Here is a 21,883-nt window from a genome sequence, read left to right as displayed (position 1 = left end):
ATTAATCCTCCTTAAGAAAATGATATAGTTTATTTTTATCTTTCTTTGTCATTTTTGCGAAATATAACAAGAACTTAATTTCAGCCGGCGCTGCTAAAAATTCATCTTTGTATTCTTTCATGTTTCCTCTTTTTTTCAACTCAGAAATCATATTGTTATGCAGTTTCGTCATTGGTATTTCTTTAAACACGTCAAATAACACATCATACTCTGTGAAATCATTATAAGTTGGCACATCCATATGATTTTGTGCAATAACTCTTTTTCTTTCTTCTTTTCGTAAAAAGTTGTACATCGCTTTTGTGTTTAAGAGACTATTGTTTTCTTTAGGTTTTTGAACTTCACTCAGTGTATTTCTAGTTGTTAACACTAAAATTCCAACTGTTGTATCTTTGTATCTAGCCATAACTTTATTCAGATGTTTGTCATTTGTAATAACTACGACATAATTAAACACTTCATAATAATCATTAATTTGATTATCTAATCTATCCAGCTTATCTAATTCTGTTTTAATCTCATAGACAACGCCTTTGCCGTTTAACAATATAAAATCAGCAATACTTTTCCCTATGGGCATCTCAGAAAGTGCAGTAGTTGTATTAATAGAATGTCGTCCTAGAAGGAGTTTATTAAGTATTGTGTTTTTGTAAAAATATTCGTTACGATAAGACTTTTTAAGATAGTTATATAAAGATTTCATCTTCTGTATTACATTGATATTTTTAGGTCCCTGTATATAAAAATCATATGCCTCATCAACAACATCACTTTTATTTTTGATTGCAATTTGATGTAATATCTTTTGACTAAAAACACGATTAATCATATTTCTATTATCCATAGCTACGCACCTCCTTCAACATACATTTAATGCTTATCCTGTTAATATTATAAACTATTTTAAATGCCTATAGACATTATTTCTATACACATACGATTATAAAATTGTATTGAAACCAAATGATGGTTGCCAAACACATGGTAACTAACAAAAGATAGAAAATAATAATGCCCCCTACACTAATCTAGCGAGGGGGCTGAATCATTACACACCGTATTTTTCAGTTGTTTCTGCCACGAAAGATTCAATGGCTTTTCTTGCTTTACGCTTTTCTTTCAATGGCAAATCACCAATCATTTTTTTAAGGTGATGTGGGTTTACAACACCACTATACTGGTAGTCATTTGAAATTGTTTTTAGGGCTTGTTCATCGATAGATCTCTCTCCAGCAAATCCTTTGAACTCCGCTTCTTTTTTAATACTTTCGAAATTAACATATTCTTGATCGATATCATCATCCTTATTTAAAGAAGGTACAACATTGTCGATGAATTCTCTAATTAGATCTCGTTTTAACCTCAATGTCGGATCATCTGCATGATCTAAAATGCGTCTAATTTGTTCTTGGTTACGACGTTGTTCCGCTTTGTCTTCAAGATCAATTTGTCTCAATATATTCATAATATAATTCACATTAATCGTATCATTACGCATCATTTCTATTTCGAAATCAATATCATTTAAAATGGATACTTTATTTTTCTCAGCCGTCGCTCTTTTTACTTGATCGTACACAGCTAAATATTTACTTTTATAGTCTTCATTCTCTTGTTCATCCATTCCAATTTCATCAATTGTAAACTCAAACTCGTCAAATGCTTTTAAACGTAATATTATTTTAGCTAATAAACGATAAGCTTCAACAAAGCGCTTTAGCTCTTCTTCATCTTGAATGTCATCAACCATGTGTGGTGTCGGCACAATCATTTTAAGCTCACGATAAGCGTCCATAAATTCTTTTTTATACTCTTCATAACTGCGCATTAAAATTGTATCCGTATCATTTGTTTGTGAGAATACTCTCAGTGCATCGTCTGTCTCTTTTTTCAAGTCACGATAGTTTACAATTTTACCAAATGGCTTTGATTCTTTTTCAACCCTATTTGTACGTGAATACGCTTGAATTAAATCATGATACATTAAATTCTTATCAACATATAAAGTGTTCAGTACTTTACTATCAAAACCAGTTAAGAACATATTAACAACGATTAAGATATCAATTTTACTATCTTTAACGCCCTTTTTAACGTTTTTTGAAATATGATTAAAATACTCATTAGTTGTGTCTGTTGAAAAATTCGTCTCGAACTTTTTATTATAATCACTAATCATTATCTCTAATTTTTCACGTGAATGATATGGCACTTCACCATCACGATCATCTTCATTAGGTTTAAACGTAAATATACCAGCTATCGTTAACGGTTGTTCCAACTTTTTGTTAAGTCGCTTAAATGTCTCATAATATTTAATAAGCGCGTGAATACTTTGGACTGTAAATATACTTGAATATTGACGATTACGTGTATATTTATCATGATTATTGATGATATGTCGTGTTACTAATTCCACACGTTTATCCGCTAACCATACTTCTTCCGTATCAATTGCTTCAACCATGCTGTTATCTTCTGCTTTTAAAGCTTTATTTTTAAAAGTATTAATATAGTCAACTGAGAAACCAAGTACATTACCATCATGAATGGCATCTCTAATTAAATACGTATGTAAGCATCTACCGAAAATATCTGCAGTTGTTCTACCATCTTGACTACTATTTTCTGGAAAACGTGGCGTACCAGTGAATCCAAAGTATTGGGCATTTTTGAAATGTTGTTTAACTAGACGATGCATGTCACCAAATTGACTGCGATGACACTCATCAATAATAAATACAACTTTATTCGTTTTATACTGTTCTAATAAAGGGGCATTCCCTTGAATCGCTTTAGCCATTTTTTGAATCGTCGTTACAATAAGTGGCAAACTTTTATCATTTAGTTGGCGTACCAGTTGCGAGGTATTAAAAGTTTTGTCTACAGCACCCTTAGCAAATTTATTAAATTCCTCTTCTGTTTGACTATCCAAGTCTTTACGGTCAACCAAAAAGATAACTTTCTTAATGTCATCTTGCTGTGATAAAATCTGACTCGCTTTAAAAGAAGTCAACGTCTTACCACTTCCAGTTGTATGCCATACATATCCATTATTCCCTGTCTCAGTCGCTTGTTGAATAAGTGCTTCTACCGCATACACTTGATACGGACGCATTGCCATCAGTATTCTATCTGTTTCATTAATAATCATATAGCGCGATATCATCTTAGCTAATTGACAAGGTCTCATAAATGACTCAGCAAACGATTGCAATGTATTGATACGGTTATTCTGTTTATCACTCCAATAAAACATGTGACTCTTCAATAGTTCGCTATCATTATTAGAAAAGTATCGCGTTTCAACACCATTACTAATGATAAACATTTGTATGTAGCGGAATAAGCCTGTGTAATTTTGTTTGCGGTAACGTTTTACTTGGTTAAACGCCTCATTAATATCAATACCTCGACGTTTCAATTCAACTTGGACAAGGGGTAGTCCGTTGATTAATATCGTTACATCATAACGTGCTTTATATGTATCCTCGACAGATACTTGATTCGTCACTTGAAACTTATTTTTACACCAACTTTTCGTATCTAAAAACGACAAATAAATCTCAGACTCATCATCACGTCTAAGTGGTAATTTATCACGTAAAATACGGGCACTCTCGAAAATACTTTTTCCATCAATCATCGTTAACAGACGTTGAAATTCTTTATCTGTTAAGGGATTGCCTTCTAATTTGTCCGCATGACGCTCATTTAAAATCGTTCTAAAATTATCAAGCAATTGCTTATTATCACGTATCGTTACTCTTTCGTAACCCAATTGTTCAAGTTGATTCATCATTTCATTTTCTAATGCGTATTCACTTTGGTATGCCATTCATATCCCCTTCCATACACTTTCTATTGCTCTAAATATATCATAAACTTTAATGAAAAATGTTTGTTTTTTATCTTCAAACGTAAATTTATTCTAATTTTATTGTCTTATCTTTTAATATTTGTCTTTGAGGTAAGTCGTATACTAAAATTTGAATACAAATAATCAAATCATTGATAAATTTTTTGTCTACGATTAATGGAGGGACTTGAATGGTGTTAATTACCTATCAAATCATTTTATTTTTTATTATTAGTCTAAGTTACTATTTAACTTTAAATCATTACATGGCAGTCACTGTAGGTAACTTCACTTCAATATTCGGCATGTTCGCAGCCATACTCTTTATGTACTACTACCTACTCTATAAAAGTCCCGAATACAATCAACGCAAACGATTTAAACATTTCATTCATATCACTAATTTGATAATAATTGCTTTTAGCACCTTCGTATTAGTTCATTTAGCATTAAAATTATTCTTCAGCATTTAATTTCCATCTATGAAAAAAGCAAAGCTCAAATCTGAACTTTGCTTTAATTTGTCACGCCTTTATCATTTTCAAAATAGCCTCTATGCCAGTTTTACAAACTTGTAGCAACAATTTTTCATCAAGCAACTGAATCACATCAAAAACTTCAATTGTTTACGTTGCAACTAACTTTATGTTAGAACGCACACAATATCTAATGTTTAAAATCTATCGTCGCAAGATGCTTCCTGTAATTATCAAGTGCCATTTTCGATTGGGTTATACAATCTAGAATCGCATGATAATTTAATGCTACAAATCGATAGTACAATATATCTACCGTGAATAACTGTGCAAATAGTGACGTTGTAGCCGCCATACGCATTTCATTTTCATCAGTTCTGCCATAAATCAATGCATAGTCTGCAATTTGAGCCACTGGATTATTAGCTGTACTAGATATAGTTATGATGGGAATACTGTAATGTGTGGCCACCTGTGCAATTGACTGCAATTCACTATGACTACCTTGATTCGTCACAAAAATCATGCAATCTCTATCATCATGCGTCGCAAATGTTGACACAAGTAAATGCGTTTCATGTAATAACCTGACATTTAAGCCAATACGAGATAACTTTTGAAAAAGATCACCAATAGTCAAACTCGATGCGCCAAATCCAAATAAAAATATTGTCCTGGCATTTTTCAACACATCACAAATTGCATCAATTTGCGCATCCATAATATTAGTAGCTACAAATCGCATCGTATTCGTTGCTCTAGCAATCATTTTATTTTTCAAAGTTTCTACAGATTCATTTTCAATCAATTCTAAATGTGGATTGGTTGCAATATCTTCGGGTAAGTATCGAGATATCGCAATCTTTAGCTCTTGAAAACCTTGATGTGTCATTTTCCGACTAAATCTAACAATTGATGCTGTACTAACATTCGTAACATCTGCCAAATCATTCACAGTCATATCAATGATTTTATGTGGATTCTTTAAAATGTAATCAGCGATTATCTTTTCTGTCTTCGTAAAATCACTCAACTGCTTATCAATGCGATATAAAATATTTGTCATCATTAATCACCCAACAAATCTGTCTGTCGCATCGCCTTTGTCGTTCCAAATAAATATGTACAAACGAATCCACCAGCATACGCAGCAAGTAATCCTGCAATATAACCTAAATACATATTATCTGAGATTAATGGTAATAGTGACACACCACTTGGGCCTATTGCTTTGGCACCAATATGTCCAATTCCACCTATTACAGCGCCACCAATACCACCACCAATACAAGCAGTTAAGAAAGGTCGACCTAATGGCAAAGTCACACCATAGATTAATGGTTCTCCGATACCTAGGAAACCAACTGGCAATGCACCTTTTAAAGTATTACGTAATGTTGTGTTGCGTTTACATCTTACCCAAAGTGCTAATGCGGCACCTACTTGTCCAGCACCAGCCATCGCTGCAATTGGCAATAAGTAAGTAGCACCTGATTGGTTAATCATTTCTATATGAATTGGCGTAAAAATATGATGAAGCCCTAACATAACTAACGGTAGGAAGCTTGCACCAATGATAAATCCACTAAATACGCCACCAATACTAATAATTCCGTTAACTACTGAAACTAAACTGTCTGAAACAAAACCTGCTAATGGCATAAAGATAAAGATAGTTAATAGTCCTACAATCAACAATGCAATAGTCGGCGTTACAATAATATCAATCGCATTTGGCACAATTTTATGTAATCTCTTTTCGACAATACTTAAAATCCAAACGGCAAAAATAACGCCAATAATCCCACCTTGTCCAGGTTGCAATGGTTCTCCAGTGAAGACATTCATTAAAATATTTTTACCAGCAATACCCGTTAATAACGTTGTACCACCAATCACGCCACCAAGTCCTGGTGTCGCACCAAATTCTTTAGCCGCATTAATACCAGTGAAAATAGCTAAGTATGCTAACATACCGTCTTTAATGACATTAAATACTGTTATAAGTTGCGTAATCCAAGCACCTGAAATATAGCCTGCCACCATTAAGTTACTCAGTACTGCTGCAATACCACCAATTAATCCAGCTCCAATAAATGCAGGAATCAACGGTATAAAGATATTGGCAATTGATTTCAATACTTTATTCAACTTACCATTCTTTTGTTTTGCTTTATGCGCTTCCTTATTCGCCTTTGCTTTATCAGCTGCATATGATTTATAGTCCATTTTTTCACTATCATTGTGATGGTGTGGTATTGGGTCACCTAGTTTAACACCACTTAATTCCGCCATATGATTAGCCACTTTATTGACTGTACCAGGTCCAACCACAACTTGAATGCGTTCATCGTGTATAACACCCATGACACCATCAATATGCCTTAGTTCTTGGTCATCTACTTTATTCTCATCTAATACTTTAATACGCACACGTGTCATACAGTTCATGACACTATCTATATTATCCATACCACCTACTGCAGCAATAATTCGTTCTGCAAGTTGTTGTTCTTTGGTCATTTAAATCCCTCCTAAGGTTGTCTATCTCTGATTGCTCGTTTAACAATGTCACCATTGTTTAATAACCGTCTTGTTGCTTCTTCCTTAGAAATGCCACACATACCCATAACTGTCGCAACTTTCACATCATGCTCAGATACCTGATATAACGCCATTGCTTCATCATATGTGATAGCACATATTTCTTGAATAATACGCACTGAACGGTCGATCAGTTTTTGATTGGTTGCTTTAACATCAATCATGAGGTTATCGTAAACTTTTCCGACACCAACCATTGTGATGGTTGAAATCATATTTAAAATTAACTTTTGTGCTGTACCAGACTTTAAACGTGTTGAACCAGTTAATACTTCTGGACCAACTTTAACTTCTACTGGATACTGCGCAATTTCACTTATAACTGCATGTTCATTGCATGAAATAGATACTGTTGTAGCACCGATTGTGTTAGCAAATGTTAAACCGCCTATAACATATGGCGTTTTGCCACTCGCGGCAATTCCTATAACGACATCTTTTGATGTTAAATCTATATTTTTCAAATCTTCTTCCGCTAATTTTTTGTGATCTTCCGCACCTTCTACAGCCATCGTCATAGCATGTTGTCCACCAGCAATAATACCTATAATTTCATGAGGGTCAGTATTGAATGTAGGTACACACTCCGCTGCATCTAAGACACCCAACCTTCCACTTGTACCTGCACCGATATAAATCAATCGTCCACCCTTTTTATACTGTGCAATTGTTTTTTTAATTACTTTTGTCAATTGTGGTATTGCCTTTCGAACTGCTAACGGGACTTGCTGATCTTCTTTATTCATCGTAATTAAAGCCTCTTCCACAGTCATTTCATCAAGATGCATCGTCGCTTCATTACGCGCTTCGGTCGTACTATTTTCCATCACTTCTTACACTCCCTAGTTTTTTGAAAATCAAATGTATCATTCGGCTCGATACAACTTAACAGTGGTAAGTCTTCTTTAATAATTTGTGCAACAACATTCACATTGTCATGTGCACTAAGCGTTTGTCTCACAATTTGCATTTCGCCTTGATAACGTCCGTTATTCAAATTATCAACGGTTACTGAACCAATGCGTCGTTGCGTCGTAAACTGTGGTTGAATCGAATGTGGACATATTTGTCTTGACGTTTCCGAACGAATGACATTTTCCGGATTATCCGGGCGTACTTTATGACACATATCGAAAAGGTAAGTCACTGTCGTATCAAACACTTCTTCAATACATAACGTGAAATGCCTATGCTTGCAAAAATCTATAAGTTGTTTTGCCTGCCTCATTTCAATCAATGAGTCTCCAACTAACACTTCAGATACACCAGTTTCTTGTAATAATTTAGCTGCAACGACAGGATGACTATGTCTCGTTGCTTCAATTGTTGGCAAGCCTTTATGCAAAGGACCTCGCAAATCACTCCCTACAATAAAACCATATATTTGTGCCTTTGGATTAAATTGATAAATGAGTTCATTTTTCTTATTGACCAAGTCAACAGATAATCCCGTATCTGGTCTTGGATAATAGTTATGACAAAATGAAAGTAATGTAAAATCATTCAATTGTTGATGTAAGCTTGTTAACAATTCCCGGGAAATAATACTTGCATTCAAACAGCACTTTAAACCCTGTGCCATTATCGCTTCGATTGCCTCAATTGATGTACTATGATCGATACGAATCATAAATTGTGCATCATATTGTCGAAGATGGTCATAAAAAGATGGTGTTAAAATAGATGGATTAGCATCTATGAGGTAAGTCACTTGTTCATGTTTTAATAAATTGAGTAGTTTTGTGAAATAATGATATTTTGTCTCGTCATCTTCTTCTGGTATTTGTACAGATGTAAAAATCATTTGGTAACCTTGTTTAATCATTCGCTTAATATACGCTTCATCTAAAGGTTGTCCTAAATACACTGAAAAGCCTGTCAAAGTAGCCCTCCTTAACAATATAATTATTAGGAAAATATAGTTGAGTTGTGTAATCGCTTACATTTTACTATAAGAGAAAACACATTACAATATTAATCAGTTAAAGCCTGTTCATTGTAATAATCTTACATATTTCTGTCACAAGTTAATTATTACACCATCAAAGATTATCCTTTCTTTTAAGTGCTGATAATAGCTGCTACTGCTGGATTATTACAATAACTTTTATACATTTTATTCAGGATTATCTTATATTATGTTTTAATAATAATCTGTGAACAATTAAGAGATTTGAAATTGAATTTAATAATTGTATTGAAAACGCATACTTCACCATGCTAAAATAGGAGTCGCAAACAAATAAGATTCAATAAGATGTGATGGTAAGCTAGATAAACTAACGTATCAGTTTTATATACTACTTAGTCAATTGCTTCTTTTACATTAATTACATACACCAACGTGTTACTAAGTAAGATTAGGCATGAGTTAAATTAAGCTGTGATGGTTACCAACACAGTCTATTTGCTCGTGTCTTTTTTTATTGAATCTTAAATAATAAATACAACTTTGGAGGTTGGACAAGTGAGGAAGAAACTTTTCGGTCAATTGCAACGTATTGGTAAAGCGCTAATGTTACCTGTTGCGATTTTACCAGCAGCTGGTCTGTTATTAGCTATCGGTACAGCTATGCAAGGTGAATCATTACAACACTACTTGCCGTTTATACAAAATGGTGGCGTACAAACTGTCGCTAAATTAATGACAGGTGCTGGTGGTATCATTTTTGATAACTTGCCTATGATTTTCGCATTAGGTGTCGCAATCGGATTAGCTGGCGGTGATGGCGTAGCAGCTATCGCAGCATTCGTCGGTTACATAATCATGAACAAAACAATGGGCGACTTTTTACAAGTTACACCTAAGAATATTGGTGATCCAGCGAGTGGTTACGCTAGCATTTTAGGTATCCCAACATTACAAACAGGTGTGTTCGGCGGTATTATAATCGGGGCCCTGGCAGCTTGGTGTTATAACAAGTTCTATAACATTAACTTACCATCTTATTTAGGTTTCTTCGCTGGTAAGCGTTTCGTACCTATTATGATGGCTACAACATCATTTATTTTAGCATTCCCAATGGCATTAATTTGGCCAACGATTCAATCAGGATTAAATGCATTCAGTACAGGATTATTAGATTCAAATACTGGTGTTGCCGTATTCTTATTTGGTTTCATCAAGCGTTTATTAATTCCATTCGGTCTACATCACATTTTCCACGCACCGTTCTGGTTCGAGTTTGGTTCATGGAAAAATGCAGCTGGTGAAATTATTCACGGTGACCAACGTATCTTTATCGAACAAATTCGTGAAGGCGCACATTTGACAGCTGGTAAATTCATGCAAGGTGAATTCCCTGTTATGATGTTCGGTTTACCTGCAGCAGCTTTAGCAATTTATCACACAGCTAAACCTGAAAATAAGAAAGTAGTAGCAGGTTTAATGGGTTCTGCTGCTTTAACATCATTCTTAACTGGTATTACAGAACCATTAGAATTCTCATTCTTATTTGTAGCACCATTATTATTCTTTATTCACGCAGTACTTGATGGTTTATCATTCTTAACATTGTACTTATTAGATCTTCATCTAGGTTATACATTCTCAGGTGGTTTCATCGACTACTTCTTACTCGGTATACTACCTAATAAGACACAATGGTGGTTAGTCATTCCTGTAGGTCTTGTATACGCAGTTATTTACTACTTCGTATTCCGATTCTTAATTGTAAAATTAAAATACAAAACACCAGGTCGTGAAGATAAACAATCACAAGCGGCTACTGCTTCAGCAACTGAATTACCATATGCAGTATTAGAAGCTATGGGTGGCAAAGCAAACATTAAACATTTAGACGCTTGTATCACACGTCTACGTGTTGAAGTTAACGACAAATCTAAAGTTGATGTTCCTGGTTTGAAAGATTTAGGCGCATCTGGTGTATTAGAAGTCGGCAATAATATGCAAGCAATTTTTGGTCCTAAATCTGACCAAATCAAACATGAAATGCAACAGATTATGAATGGTCAAGTAGTAGAAAATCCTACTACTATGGAAGACGATAAAGACGAAACTGTTGTTGTTGCAGAAGATAAATCTGCAACAAGCGAATTGAGCCATATCGTGCATGCACCATTAACTGGTGAAGTAACACCATTATCAGAAGTGCCTGATCAAGTGTTCAGCGAAAAAATGATGGGTGACGGTATCGCTATCAAACCTTCACAAGGTGAAGTTCGTGCACCATTCAACGGTAAAGTACAAATGATTTTCCCAACAAAACATGCAATTGGTCTTGTATCAGATAGTGGTTTAGAACTATTAATCCACATCGGTTTAGACACTGTTAAATTAAACGGAGAAGGCTTTACTTTACATGTTGAGGAAGGTCAAGAAGTTAAACAAGGTGATTTATTAATCAACTTTGATTTAGACTACATCCGCAATCATGCAAAGAGTGATATTACGCCTATTATCGTGACACAAGGAAACATTACAAACCTTGATTTTAAACAAGGTGAACATGGCAACATTTCATTTGGCGATCAATTATTTGAAGCTAAATAATGCTTACTATAAACAGGTGCGTATACCTTCATAAGGTGACGCGCCTGTTTTTTCTTTGCTATTGTATTTTGCAGCATCATTGATAGTTCGCTCTCCCCTTAAATTTTGAATTTTAAGATCATCAATTAAAGCCCCCCTTCATACTCATTTCCTAAAAAATATTAATTGTTCACTATTGTTAGCGTTTTCACAACAAAGTCAACTTCCTTGACCTTACACTATATTCGAGGCTATCATTTTAAGTGTAAATATAGAGAAAAGGTGGCTTTTTTTATGAAACAACGCATTGGAGCTTACTTAATTGACGCTATTCATCGAGCAGGCGTCGATAAAATTTTTGGTGTTCCTGGTGATTTTAATCTCGCTTTTCTAGACGATATTATCAGCAATCCCAATGTAGATTGGGTAGGAAATACAAATGAATTAAACGCAAGTTACGCAGCGGACGGTTATGCCCGTCTTAATGGACTCGCTGCATTAGTTACTACATTTGGTGTTGGCGAATTAAGTGCCGTCAACGGTATCGCAGGTTCATATGCTGAACGCATACCTGTCATTGCGATTACAGGTGCGCCGACACGTGCTGTTGAACAAGGCGGTAAATATGTACATCACTCACTTGGTGAAGGTACATTTGACGACTATCGAAAAATGTTTGCACATATAACCGTTGCACAAGGTTATATCACACCTGAAAATGCAACAACCGAAATACCACGTTTAATTAATACAGCAATCGCCGAAAGACGCCCAGTTCATTTACATTTACCAATCGATGTCGCAATCTCTGAAATTGAGATACCGACACCATTTGAAGTGACGGCAACTAAATATACGGATGCATCAACATATATAGAGTTATTAGCAACTAAACTGCATCAAGCGAAGCAGCCTATCATCATTACTGGACATGAAATTAACAGTTTTCACCTCCATCAAGAATTAGAAGATTTTGTAAATCAAACACAGATACCAGTAGCACAACTTTCATTAGGAAAAGGTGCTTTTAATGAGGAAAATCCATATTATATGGGTATTTACGATGGGAAAATTGCCGAAGATAAAATACGAGATTATGTGGACAACAGCGATTTAATTTTAAATATTGGAGCCAAATTAACAGATTCAGCAACAGCAGGTTTTTCATACCAATTCAATATCGATGATGTCGTTATGTTAAATCATCACAATATCAAAATTGACGATGTTACAAATGATGAAATATCTCTACCATCATTGTTAAAACAGTTATCCAATATTTCATATACGAATAACGCAACGTTCCCTGCGTATCATCGTCCAACATCACCCGATTATACTGTTGGCACAGAACCATTAACACAACAAACTTATTTTAAAATGATGCAAAATTTCTTAAAACCAAATGATGTCATCATTGCTGATCAAGGTACATCATTCTTTGGTGCTTATGATTTAGCATTATACAAAAACAATACTTTTATAGGGCAACCGTTATGGGGTTCTATCGGCTATACATTACCTGCAACATTAGGTTCACAATTAGCAGACAAAGATCGTCGTAACTTATTATTAATTGGTGATGGCTCATTGCAACTAACTGTTCAAGCTATTTCAACTATGATTAGACAGCATATTAAACCGGTATTATTTGTGATTAATAATGACGGCTATACGGTAGAACGACTTATTCACGGCATGTATGAACCTTATAATGAAATTCACATGTGGGATTATAAAGCTTTACCAGCTGTATTTGGTGGTAAAAATGTTGAAATTCATGACGTTGAATCATCAAAAGATTTACAAGACACGTTTAATGCAATTAATGGTCATCCCGATGTGATGCATTTTGTCGAAGTCAAAATGGCTGTCGAAGACGCACCGAAGAAACTCATCGATATCGCTAAAGCTTTTTCACAACAAAATAAATAATTTCATCGTATACAGGGTATAAGTTTAAGCGAATACTTTATTAAACGAATAGGACTCTGATATAAGATGATTAATTTTAATAAAACCGCTTTAGTGTTAATCGACCTGCAAGAAGGTATTCTTAAAATGGATTATGCCCCATATACAGCTGAAAATGTCGTTCAAAACGCTAATAAATTAATAGATGTTTTTAGAAAAAACAATGGCTTTATCGCTTTTGTTCGCGTGAATTTCTATGATGGTAAAGATGTATTGCAACCAAATGCAATGATCTCATTACCACCAAAAGAAGGCGACGACTACAGTCGTTTCCATCATTTATTAGACAAGAGAGATGACGATTTTGTCATAGACAAACGACATTTTAGTGCATTTGTAGGAACAGATTTGGACTTACAATTGCGACGTCGAGGAATTGATACGATTGTTCTTGGTGGTGTCGCAACGCATATTGGCGTAGATACGACAGCGCGAGATGCCTATCAATTAAACTACAATCAGTTTTTTGTTACAGATATGATGAGTGCACAAAACGAAACGCTACATCAATTTCCAATAGATAATGTATTCCCATTGATGGGACAAACAATAACTACAAACGACTTTCTAAATATATTGAACTAAACATATACTTCCCCCCTTCGATCATGTTGAGGGGGATCTTTATTTCACAAAGTATTAATACGTCGGGTTGTCTAACCTTCTATATTTAACATATTCTATATCTGTTAAATCGTTCTTAACTTACGCCCCTACTACATAAAAAACAGTATTTATTCCGGAATTTTCAAAAAATTTAGTATTTATTGCAAAATTATGTATCACTTTATGTTTAATTTTTGATATTATCTTAATTAAGTAGATTTTTATAAGTTCTAAAAAGGAGAACAAATACATATATGAAGAAGAAACTAACATTTAAAGAAAACATGTTTATAGGTTCTATGTTATTTGGTTTATTCTTTGGTGCCGGCAATCTTATCTTCCCAATACACTTGGGTCAAGCTGCTGGTTCTAACGTTTTTATCGCTAACTTAGGATTTTTAATTACAGCAATTGGCTTACCATTTCTAGGTATCATTGCTATTGGCATTTCAAAGACATCTGGTTTATTTGAAATTGCATCGCGTGTTAATAAAACATATGCTTACATTTTCACGATTGCCTTATATCTAGTTATCGGACCATTTTTCGCCTTACCTAGACTGGCAACGACATCATTTGAAATTGCATTTTCGCCATTTTTATCACCAAAGCAAATCACTTTATATTTATTTATTTTTAGCTTCGTCTTCTTTGTGATTGCATGGTTTTTTGCGAGAAAGCCATCAAGAATTTTAGAATATATCGGTAAATTTTTAAATCCGGTATTCTTAGTATTATTAGCAATTATTTTATTATTTGCTTTTATCCATCCATTAGGTGGCATATCTGATGCACCTATTAGTAAACAATATCAATCACATGCCTTATTTAACGGCTTTTTAGATGGATACAATACCTTAGATGCGCTAGCGTCATTGGCATTTGGTATTATCATTGTTGCAACGATTAAAAAGTTAGGTATCGAAAATCCAACTGATATCGCTAAAGAAACAATTAAGTCTGGTACTATCAGTATCATTATGATGGGGATCATTTATACCCTACTAGCAATCATGGGTACATTAAGTATTGGTCATTTCAAACTTAGTGAAAATGGTGGTATTGCCTTAGCGCAAATTACTCAATACTACTTAGGTAACTACGGTATCGTCCTGTTGTCACTTATCGTTATGGTTGCTTGTTTAAAAACAGCCATCGGTTTGATTACGGCATTTTCAGAAACATTCGAACACCTTTTCCCTAAAATGAATTACCTAGCGATTGCAACAGTTGTAAGCTTTATTTCGTTCTTATTCGCGAATGTTGGTTTAACTAAGATTATTATGTACTCAGTCCCAGTGTTAATGTTCTTATATCCATTAGCAATTGCCTTGATTGTACTAACATTATTTAGTAGCAAATTCCATCATTCAAAACTTATTTATCAATGTACCATTTTCTTTACAATGATTGCTGCATTAGTAGATGGATTAAAAGCTAGTCCAGAGTTCATTTCAAGCACATCATTCTCACAAACTTTGATTAATTTCAGCCAAAAATATTTACCATTATCAGACATTGGTATGGGCTGGGTTGTTCTCAGTTTGATTGGTTTCATTATCGGCTTCATTATTTATAAAATTAAGCATCGTAAAATTCCACAAGCATAATACTATGCCACAGTCATATGTTAAACATATGCTTGTGGCATTTTTTATTCATACTACATTAAACTGCAATCGTATACATACATATCAATGATTATCCACAAAAAATATTAGTACTTTCATTTTACAAATCACATTAATACAAACACAACCTTATCTTTATATTATTAAATTTACATTTGACACTTATATTGAACAACTGTAATATATTAATATTAATTCTTTAAAATGTATAAATATAAAGGAGGGAGACCGATGAATTCAATCATTGAATTAACTGATTATTATAGCTCTAATAATTATGCACCACTTAAGCTTGTCATTTCTAAAGGTAAAGGTGTCAAAGTTTGGGATACTGATGGCAAACAATATATAGATTGCATTTCGGGTTTTTCAGTTGCAAACCAAGGCCATTGTCATCCAACAATTGTTAAAGCGATGACAGAACAAGCTTCAAAGTTGTCTATCATTTCACGTGTCCTTTATAGTGACAATCTCGGGAAATGGGAAGAAAAAATTTGTCATCTTGCTAAGAAAGACAAAGTACTCCCCCTTAACTCTGGTACTGAAGCTGTTGAAGCAGCCATTAAAATTGCTAGAAAATGGGGCTCTGAAGTTAAAGGCATTACTGACGGACAAGTTGAAATCATCGCTATGAATAACAATTTTCACGGTCGTACACTTGGCTCATTATCACTATCTAACCACGACGCATATAAAGCAGGATTTCACCCCCTACTTCAAGGCACTACAACAGTAGATTTTGGAGACATTGAACAATTAACACAAGCTATTTCACCGAATACAGCAGCAATTATTTTGGAACCAATTCAAGGTGAAGGTGGCGTTAATATACCACCGAAAGGATATATTCAAGCTGTGCGTCAACTATGTGATAAACATCAAATATTATTGATTGCAGATGAAATTCAAGTTGGTCTTGGTAGAACTGGGAAATGGTTTGCTATGGAATGGGAGCAAGTCGTTCCAGACATTTATATTTTAGGTAAGGCATTGGGTGGCGGCTTATACCCTGTATCTGCTGTACTTGCAAATAATGATGTCATGCGTGTTCTAACACCAGGTACACATGGTTCAACATTTGGTGGTAACCCTTTAGCCATTGCAATATCGACGGCAGCGCTTGATGTACTTAAAGATGAACAACTGGTTGAACGATCAGAACGCTTAGGTTCATTTTTATTAAAAGCGTTGCTACAACTTAAACATCCTAGTATTAAAGAAATTAGAGGTCGTGGTTTATTTATAGGCATAGAGCTTAACACAGATGCTGCACCTTTTGTGGATCAACTGATTCAACGTGGAATCTTATGCAAAGACACGCATCGTACTATCATTCGATTGTCTCCACCTCTAGTCATTGATAAAGAGGAAATCCATCAAATTGTTGCAGCTTTTCAAGACGTTTTTAAAAATTAACAATTAATCATTTATATATGACATAGGAGGGATTCATGATGATTAAAGTAGGTATCGTTGGCGGTAGCGGTTATGGCGCAATTGAATTAATTCGATTGTTACAAACACATCCTCATGTAACGATTGCACACATCTACTCACATTCAAAAGTAGATGAACCGTTGAAATTAACATTTCCACATTTACAACATATTATGCAACATTTCGAAGCACTTACAGTGGACAATAATGACTGTGATGTAATTTTCTTTGCGACACCAGCACCCGTAAGTAAAACATGTATCCCTCCCTTAGTAGAAAAAGGTATTCATGTTATCGATTTATCTGGCGCATTTAGAATTAAGAATCGTGAAATATATGAAGCATATTACAAAGAAACTGCTGCAGCACAAGATGATTTGAATCATGCTATTTACAGCATTTCAGAATGGCAATCGTTTGATAACAATGGAACGAAGCTCATTTCTAATCCTGGCTGTTTCCCTACAGCAACATTATTAGCATTACATCCACTTATTAGCGAAAAAATAGTAGATTTGTCATCTATTATTATTGATGCTAAGACCGGCGTGTCAGGTGCTGGTCGTTCATTATCACAACGTGTTCATTTTTCAGAAATGAATGAAAATCTAAGCGCTTATGCAATCGGAAACCATAAACACAAACCGGAAATCGAGCAATATTTATCTATCATTGCGGGTCAAGATGTATCAGTCATATTTACACCACATCTCGTACCAATGACACGAGGTATTTTATCAACAATATATGTCAAATTATCATCTGAATATACGACTGAATCATTACATAAATTAATGACCTCTTATTATGCTAATCAGCCATTTGTCAGAATTAGAGATATTGGGACTTTTCCAACCACAAAAGAAGTACTCGGTAGTAACTACTGCGATATCGGCATCTATGTAGATGAAACAACGCAAACAGCAATTTTAGTATCAGTGATTGATAACCTTGTCAAAGGCGCAAGTGGGCAAGCCATTCAAAATTTAAATATATTATATGATTTTGAAGTGACGACTGGCCTAAATCAATCACCAGTTTATCCATAAGGGGTGTTAGAATGAAACATCAAGAAACGACATCACAACAATATAACTTTTCAATTATTAAACATGGCGATATCAGTACACCTCAAGGCTTCACGGCTGGTGGTATGCACATCGGTTTACGCGCTAACAAAAAAGACTTTGGGTGGATTTACTCATCGTCTTTGGCAAGTGCAGCTGCCGTATATACTTTAAATCAGTTTAAAGCTGCACCACTTATTGTCACTGAAGACACTTTACAAAAGTCTAAAGGAAAATTACAAGCACTTGTTGTTAATTCAGCTAATGCAAATTCTTGTACCGGTCAACAAGGCATAGATGATGCACGACAAACACAAACATGGGTTGCTCAACAACTTCAAATACCATCTGAGCATGTTGCTGTTGCTTCAACTGGGGTCATTGGTGAATATTTGCCTATGGATAAAATTAAGACTGGGACCGAACATATTAAGGATGCTAATTTTGCAACGCCAGGTGCGTTTAACGAGGCAATTTTAACAACTGATACCTGTACAAAACATATCGCTGTATCACTAAAAATCGATGGTAAAACCGTTACAATTGGTGGTAGCACCAAAGGTTCAGGTATGATTCACCCAAATATGGCTACCATGCTTGCTTTTATAACAACCGATGCATCGATTGAATCGAATACACTTCATCAATTATTAAAATCTTCGACTGACCATACATTTAATATGATTACTGTTGATGGCGATACAAGTACAAATGACATGGTATTAGTCATGGCAAATCACCAAGTTGAACACCAAATACTTAGTCAAGACCATCCACAATGGGAAACATTTGTTGATGCATTCAATTTTGTCTGTACATTTTTAGCTAAAGCTATAGCCAGAGATGGCGAAGGCGCAACAAAGTTAATCAGCGTCAATGTGTCAGGCGCTAAATCAATATCAGATGCAAGAAAAATCGGTAAAACTATCGTAAGTTCAAATCTAGTAAAATCAGCTATTTTTGGCGAAGATGCCAATTTTGGTCGAATCATTACAGCTATTGGCTACAGCGGATGTGAAATTGATCCTAACTGCACATATGTTCAACTGAACCAAATACCTGTCGTTGATAAAGGTATGGCTGTACTATTTGATGAGCAAGCTATGTCGAATACATTAACTCATGAAAATGTCACAATTGACGTTCAGCTTGGTTTAGGTAACGCTGCAGCGACTGCATACGGTTGTGATTTATCCTATGATTATGTGCGTATCAACGCATCATATCGAACATAAGGTGGTGTTGGTTAGATGAAATTTATTGTCATTAAAATTGGTGGCAGTACACTTAGTGACATGCATCCATCAATTATTAACAACATTAAGCATTTACGATCAAACAACATCTACCCCATTATCGTTCATGGCGGTGGCCCATTTATTAATGAAGCATTATCAAACCAGCAAATCGAGCCACACTTTGTTAATGGCCTAAGAGTGACTGATAAAGCAACCATGACCATTACTAAACACACGCTCATTGCAGACGTTAACACTGCATTAGTAGCTCAATTTAACCAGCACCAATGTTCTGCAATAGGCTTATGTGGTTTGGATGCACAGCTGTTTGAAATTACATCTTTTGATCAACAATATGGATATGTCGGTGTTCCGACCGCTTTAAATAAGGATGCTTTACAGTATTTATGTACTAAATTTGTACCTATCATCAATTCGATTGGTTTCAATAACCATGATGGAGAATTTTACAATATTAATGCTGACACGCTTGCCTATTTTATTGCATCATCATTAAAAGCGCCTATTTATGTATTAAGTAATATTGCAGGTGTACTCATCAATGATGTTGTTATACCTCAATTGCCATTAGTCGATATTCATCAATATATTGAACATGGTGATATTTATGGAGGTATGATTCCCAAAGTGCTAGATGCCAAAAATGCGATTGAAAATGGCTGTCCTAAAGTTATCATTGCATCAGGAAACAAGCCAAATATCATTGAATCTATTTACAATAATGATTTTGTTGGCACAACAATCCTTAATTCATAACTATGAAATTAAGGCCTAACAAGTTTTGACACGCGAGATGATTCCAGTTCGATTATCCATTGCGCTAAAACATTTATTTACCGTTCATCTCGTTAACAATTTTGAATACAGTACGATACAATATGAGATGTAAAAAACTAATAACCTTTTACAAATTTGTTTATCAAAATATTTTAAGTTTTGCAAAGCTTTTTATTGTGATTATTTTCACAAAATACTATAATGAGGATAGTAAATAGAGAGGAGTCCTTAAGTTGACGAAACGACAAATGGGTATATTCATTTATGCTGGAATTATCGGTGGCTTGTTATCTGGAATTGTAAAATTAGGTTGGGAGGTCATGTTTCCACCTCGCACACCAGAACGTAATGCAACGAACCCACCTCAAGAGTTATTGCAACAATTAGGATTTAGTAGTGAGTTTACGCATCAAACATATACATTTTCAAATATGGAATTGCCTTGGGTAAGCTTTATTGTCCACTTTAGTTTTTCTATCGTCATTGCAATTATTTACTGCATATTAGTTAAAAAATACGCTTACTTAGCAATGGGACAAGGTGCTGTTTTTGGTATTGCTATTTGGGTATTATTCCACCTTATCATTATGCCAATCATGCATACTGTACCTGCTGTGTGGGATCAACCATTCCAAGAGCATCTGTCAGAATTCTTTGGCCATATCGTCTGGATGATGACAATTGAATTAGTGCGACAACATTTTGTCTATCGCTATAAATTAAATTAATACACTGACTAACATTAACGTGAGTTTTAAATCATCGTTTGAGTATGATGATTGATGCTCACGTTATTTTATTAACTGACATGATATGATTCCAGCCAACTTACGTGAGCATTAAAGTCTCAAATGCGTCGTAACAAACTATTATTTTCGGTAATTTCAATATTGCTCAGTATATTTTTACCTTATCACTTACTTTAATCTCGTCATGATTTTGAATGATGCCATCGTGTATTCACCTTTCATTTTTCCAATAAAAAAACATCTAACAGTAAACATTTAGGCAGTATAGTTTAAAATCACTGCGCAATGATACTGTCAGACGTCATATTAACTACTCAATAACTGAAATACAGACACTTTTTTATAACCCCAGGGTGCCTGTCCTAAGAAACATACCTGTACCATAAACTGATCAAAAATAAATTGTTTGAACTTCACTTCACGTGATTGATAAAAGTGTGATTGTGTCATATCATAAATGTCCAATCCTTTGATTAAACCTTCACCAATCAATTTTGTAAAACTTTCTTTTTGTGTCCATATTTGATAAAAATCATTTAAACTACATATTTGATGTGCTTCGTTTGTAGAGAAACACGTCACTAACGTACGCCAGTCTAAACGTTGTGATATCTTTTCGATATCAATACCAACTGGTTCTTTATCGACAACACACACGATATAAGGATAACTATATGATAAGCTCACATAGATGGGCTGTCCATCACGATTGTGTTGAACAATATCTGCCTTACCTCGTGGCGAAATGTGATAATGCCATTCATGTGGTAATAAACCTGTGTCATGTTGAATTCCATATTGCACTAAAATATCTCCCAATCTGTGCATGAGTTTATCTTGATTGTATCTATAGTTGACTGTACGCGGTTTTTTATATGACCAACGACTTTGTGATATTAATTCTTCAATACTTTTCAAGTTACTCTGTAATTGCATTACAAATACTGTCATA

Annotated in this window: 18 protein-coding genes; 10 read left to right on the top strand and 8 right to left on the bottom strand. The window is 34.6% G+C overall.

Features of this window, described 5'->3' with window-relative positions:
* Nucleotide 1: 1 nt before the first annotated feature.
* Both AA076_RS00765 and AA076_RS00760 read right to left on the bottom strand, forming a co-directional pair.
* Nucleotides 2–844: a sce7726 family protein gene (locus AA076_RS00765; RefSeq protein ID WP_000370334.1), complete on the bottom strand. Its 843-nt coding sequence runs from the start codon at nt 842–844 to the stop codon at nt 2–4.
* 204 nt (nt 845–1,048) lie between these two features.
* The gene (locus tag AA076_RS00760; protein WP_000331347.1) at nt 1,049–3,838 is read right to left on the bottom strand and encodes a type I restriction endonuclease subunit R; all 2,790 of its coding nucleotides are present in this window, start codon (nt 3,836–3,838) and stop codon (nt 1,049–1,051) included.
* Between the two features lie 212 nt (nt 3,839–4,050).
* Here AA076_RS00760 and AA076_RS14250 point away from each other — a divergent pair, with 212 nt between their 5' ends.
* On the top strand, nt 4,051–4,332 hold the full coding sequence (locus tag AA076_RS14250) for a hypothetical protein (protein ID WP_001550030.1): 282 nt from the start codon (nt 4,051–4,053) through the stop codon (nt 4,330–4,332).
* A gap of 193 nt (nt 4,333–4,525) precedes the next feature.
* Here AA076_RS14250 and rpiRb read toward each other — a convergent pair whose 3' ends face one another.
* The 4 genes from rpiRb to mupG are packed head-to-tail and all read right to left on the bottom strand — an operon-like array spanning nt 4,526 to nt 8,821.
* Nucleotides 4,526–5,401: a pentose phosphate pathway transcriptional regulator RpiRB gene (gene rpiRb, locus AA076_RS00750; RefSeq protein WP_000181832.1), complete on the bottom strand. Its 876-nt coding sequence runs from the start codon at nt 5,399–5,401 to the stop codon at nt 4,526–4,528.
* 2 nt (nt 5,402–5,403) lie between these two features.
* Nucleotides 5,404–6,858: a PTS transporter subunit EIIC gene (locus AA076_RS00745; protein WP_000159750.1), complete on the bottom strand. Its 1,455-nt coding sequence runs from the start codon at nt 6,856–6,858 to the stop codon at nt 5,404–5,406.
* 11 nt (nt 6,859–6,869) lie between these two features.
* Complete coding sequence (gene murQ, locus AA076_RS00740; RefSeq protein WP_000432017.1) at nt 6,870–7,766, bottom strand: N-acetylmuramic acid 6-phosphate etherase; 897 nt, start codon at nt 7,764–7,766, stop codon at nt 6,870–6,872.
* Nucleotides 7,766–8,821 (bottom strand): 6-phospho-N-acetylmuramidase, encoded by a 1,056-nt coding sequence (mupG, locus tag AA076_RS00735; RefSeq protein ID WP_000145555.1) that lies wholly within the window; start codon nt 8,819–8,821, stop codon nt 7,766–7,768. The genes murQ and mupG overlap by 1 nt, the downstream gene beginning before the upstream one ends.
* 585 nt (nt 8,822–9,406) lie before the next feature.
* On the opposite strand from mupG, the gene ptsG reads away from it, so the two are divergent.
* Entirely contained in the window at nt 9,407–11,452 is a 2,046-nt protein-coding gene (gene ptsG, locus AA076_RS00730; protein WP_001227724.1) for a glucose-specific PTS transporter subunit IIBC, read from the top strand.
* Here the strand turns inward: ptsG and AA076_RS14245 are convergent.
* A complete protein-coding gene (locus AA076_RS14245) occupies nt 11,431–11,532 on the bottom strand; it encodes a hypothetical protein (RefSeq protein WP_000979526.1) in 102 nt (33 codons plus the stop codon). The genes ptsG and AA076_RS14245 overlap by 22 nt on opposite strands.
* A gap of 193 nt (nt 11,533–11,725) precedes the next feature.
* On the opposite strand from AA076_RS14245, the gene AA076_RS00720 reads away from it, so the two are divergent.
* The 8 genes from AA076_RS00720 (at nt 11,726) to AA076_RS00685 (ending at nt 20,910) form a co-directional block, all read left to right on the top strand.
* Complete coding sequence (locus AA076_RS00720; protein ID WP_000813555.1) at nt 11,726–13,366, top strand: alpha-keto acid decarboxylase family protein; 1,641 nt, start codon at nt 11,726–11,728, stop codon at nt 13,364–13,366.
* 66 nt (nt 13,367–13,432) lie between these two features.
* Nucleotides 13,433–13,990 carry an isochorismatase family protein gene (locus tag AA076_RS00715; protein WP_000606890.1) on the top strand — a complete coding sequence of 186 codons (558 nt, stop codon included), beginning with the start codon at nt 13,433–13,435 and terminating at the stop codon, nt 13,988–13,990.
* Between the two features lie 275 nt (nt 13,991–14,265).
* Complete coding sequence (gene brnQ1 / locus AA076_RS00710) at nt 14,266–15,621, top strand: branched-chain amino acid transport system II carrier protein BrnQ1 (RefSeq protein ID WP_000728173.1); 1,356 nt, start codon at nt 14,266–14,268, stop codon at nt 15,619–15,621.
* A gap of 252 nt (nt 15,622–15,873) precedes the next feature.
* Nucleotides 15,874–17,058 carry an ornithine--oxo-acid transaminase gene (gene rocD / locus AA076_RS00705; protein ID WP_001084436.1) on the top strand — a complete coding sequence of 395 codons (1,185 nt, stop codon included), beginning with the start codon at nt 15,874–15,876 and terminating at the stop codon, nt 17,056–17,058.
* A gap of 38 nt (nt 17,059–17,096) precedes the next feature.
* On the top strand, nt 17,097–18,128 hold the full coding sequence (gene argC / locus AA076_RS00700; protein ID WP_000598483.1) for an N-acetyl-gamma-glutamyl-phosphate reductase: 1,032 nt from the start codon (nt 17,097–17,099) through the stop codon (nt 18,126–18,128).
* 11 nt (nt 18,129–18,139) lie between these two features.
* On the top strand, nt 18,140–19,381 hold the full coding sequence (argJ, locus tag AA076_RS00695; protein WP_000682611.1) for a bifunctional glutamate N-acetyltransferase/amino-acid acetyltransferase ArgJ: 1,242 nt from the start codon (nt 18,140–18,142) through the stop codon (nt 19,379–19,381).
* A 15-nt stretch (nt 19,382–19,396) separates the two neighbouring features.
* Complete coding sequence (argB, locus tag AA076_RS00690) at nt 19,397–20,161, top strand: acetylglutamate kinase (protein ID WP_000668894.1); 765 nt, start codon at nt 19,397–19,399, stop codon at nt 20,159–20,161.
* A 269-nt stretch (nt 20,162–20,430) separates the two neighbouring features.
* The gene (locus tag AA076_RS00685; protein WP_001802886.1) at nt 20,431–20,910 is read left to right on the top strand and encodes a YagU family protein; all 480 of its coding nucleotides are present in this window, start codon (nt 20,431–20,433) and stop codon (nt 20,908–20,910) included.
* Between the two features lie 327 nt (nt 20,911–21,237).
* Here AA076_RS00685 and ausB read toward each other — a convergent pair whose 3' ends face one another.
* Nucleotides 21,238–21,882 carry an aureusimine biosynthesis 4'-phosphopantetheinyl transferase AusB gene (gene ausB, locus AA076_RS00680; RefSeq protein WP_000215724.1) on the bottom strand — a complete coding sequence of 215 codons (645 nt, stop codon included), beginning with the start codon at nt 21,880–21,882 and terminating at the stop codon, nt 21,238–21,240.
* Nucleotide 21,883 lies beyond the last annotated feature (1 nt).

The organism is Staphylococcus aureus, from assembly GCF_001027105.1.
GTDB lineage: Bacteria > Bacillota > Bacilli > Staphylococcales > Staphylococcaceae > Staphylococcus > Staphylococcus aureus.
The sequence above is the reverse complement of the archived record's forward strand: the minus strand, read 5'-3'. Positions and strand labels throughout refer to the sequence as shown.

Coding starts and splice junctions, on each gene's coding strand:
- argC (WP_000598483.1), top strand. CDS start 17,097: ATGATTAAAGTAGGTATCGTTGGCGGTAGCGGTTATGGCGCAATTGAA.
- AA076_RS00745 (WP_000159750.1), bottom strand. CDS start 6,858: ATGACCAAAGAACAACAACTTGCAGAACGAATTATTGCTGCAGTAGGT.
- AA076_RS14245 (WP_000979526.1), bottom strand. CDS start 11,532: ATGATGCTGCAAAATACAATAGCAAAGAAAAAACAGGCGCGTCACCTT.
- AA076_RS00760 (WP_000331347.1), bottom strand. CDS start 3,838: ATGGCATACCAAAGTGAATACGCATTAGAAAATGAAATGATGAATCAA.
- AA076_RS00720 (WP_000813555.1), top strand. CDS start 11,726: ATGAAACAACGCATTGGAGCTTACTTAATTGACGCTATTCATCGAGCA.
- argJ (WP_000682611.1), top strand. CDS start 18,140: ATGAAACATCAAGAAACGACATCACAACAATATAACTTTTCAATTATT.
- rpiRb (WP_000181832.1), bottom strand. CDS start 5,401: ATGACAAATATTTTATATCGCATTGATAAGCAGTTGAGTGATTTTACG.
- murQ (WP_000432017.1), bottom strand. CDS start 7,766: ATGGAAAATAGTACGACCGAAGCGCGTAATGAAGCGACGATGCATCTT.
- rocD (WP_001084436.1), top strand. CDS start 15,874: ATGAATTCAATCATTGAATTAACTGATTATTATAGCTCTAATAATTAT.
- AA076_RS00685 (WP_001802886.1), top strand. CDS start 20,431: ATGGGTATATTCATTTATGCTGGAATTATCGGTGGCTTGTTATCTGGA.
- AA076_RS14250 (WP_001550030.1), top strand. CDS start 4,051: ATGGTGTTAATTACCTATCAAATCATTTTATTTTTTATTATTAGTCTA.
- argB (WP_000668894.1), top strand. CDS start 19,397: ATGAAATTTATTGTCATTAAAATTGGTGGCAGTACACTTAGTGACATG.
- ausB (WP_000215724.1), bottom strand. CDS start 21,882: ATGACAGTATTTGTAATGCAATTACAGAGTAACTTGAAAAGTATTGAA.
- AA076_RS00765 (WP_000370334.1), bottom strand. CDS start 844: ATGGATAATAGAAATATGATTAATCGTGTTTTTAGTCAAAAGATATTA.
- AA076_RS00715 (WP_000606890.1), top strand. CDS start 13,433: ATGATTAATTTTAATAAAACCGCTTTAGTGTTAATCGACCTGCAAGAA.
- brnQ1 (WP_000728173.1), top strand. CDS start 14,266: ATGAAGAAGAAACTAACATTTAAAGAAAACATGTTTATAGGTTCTATG.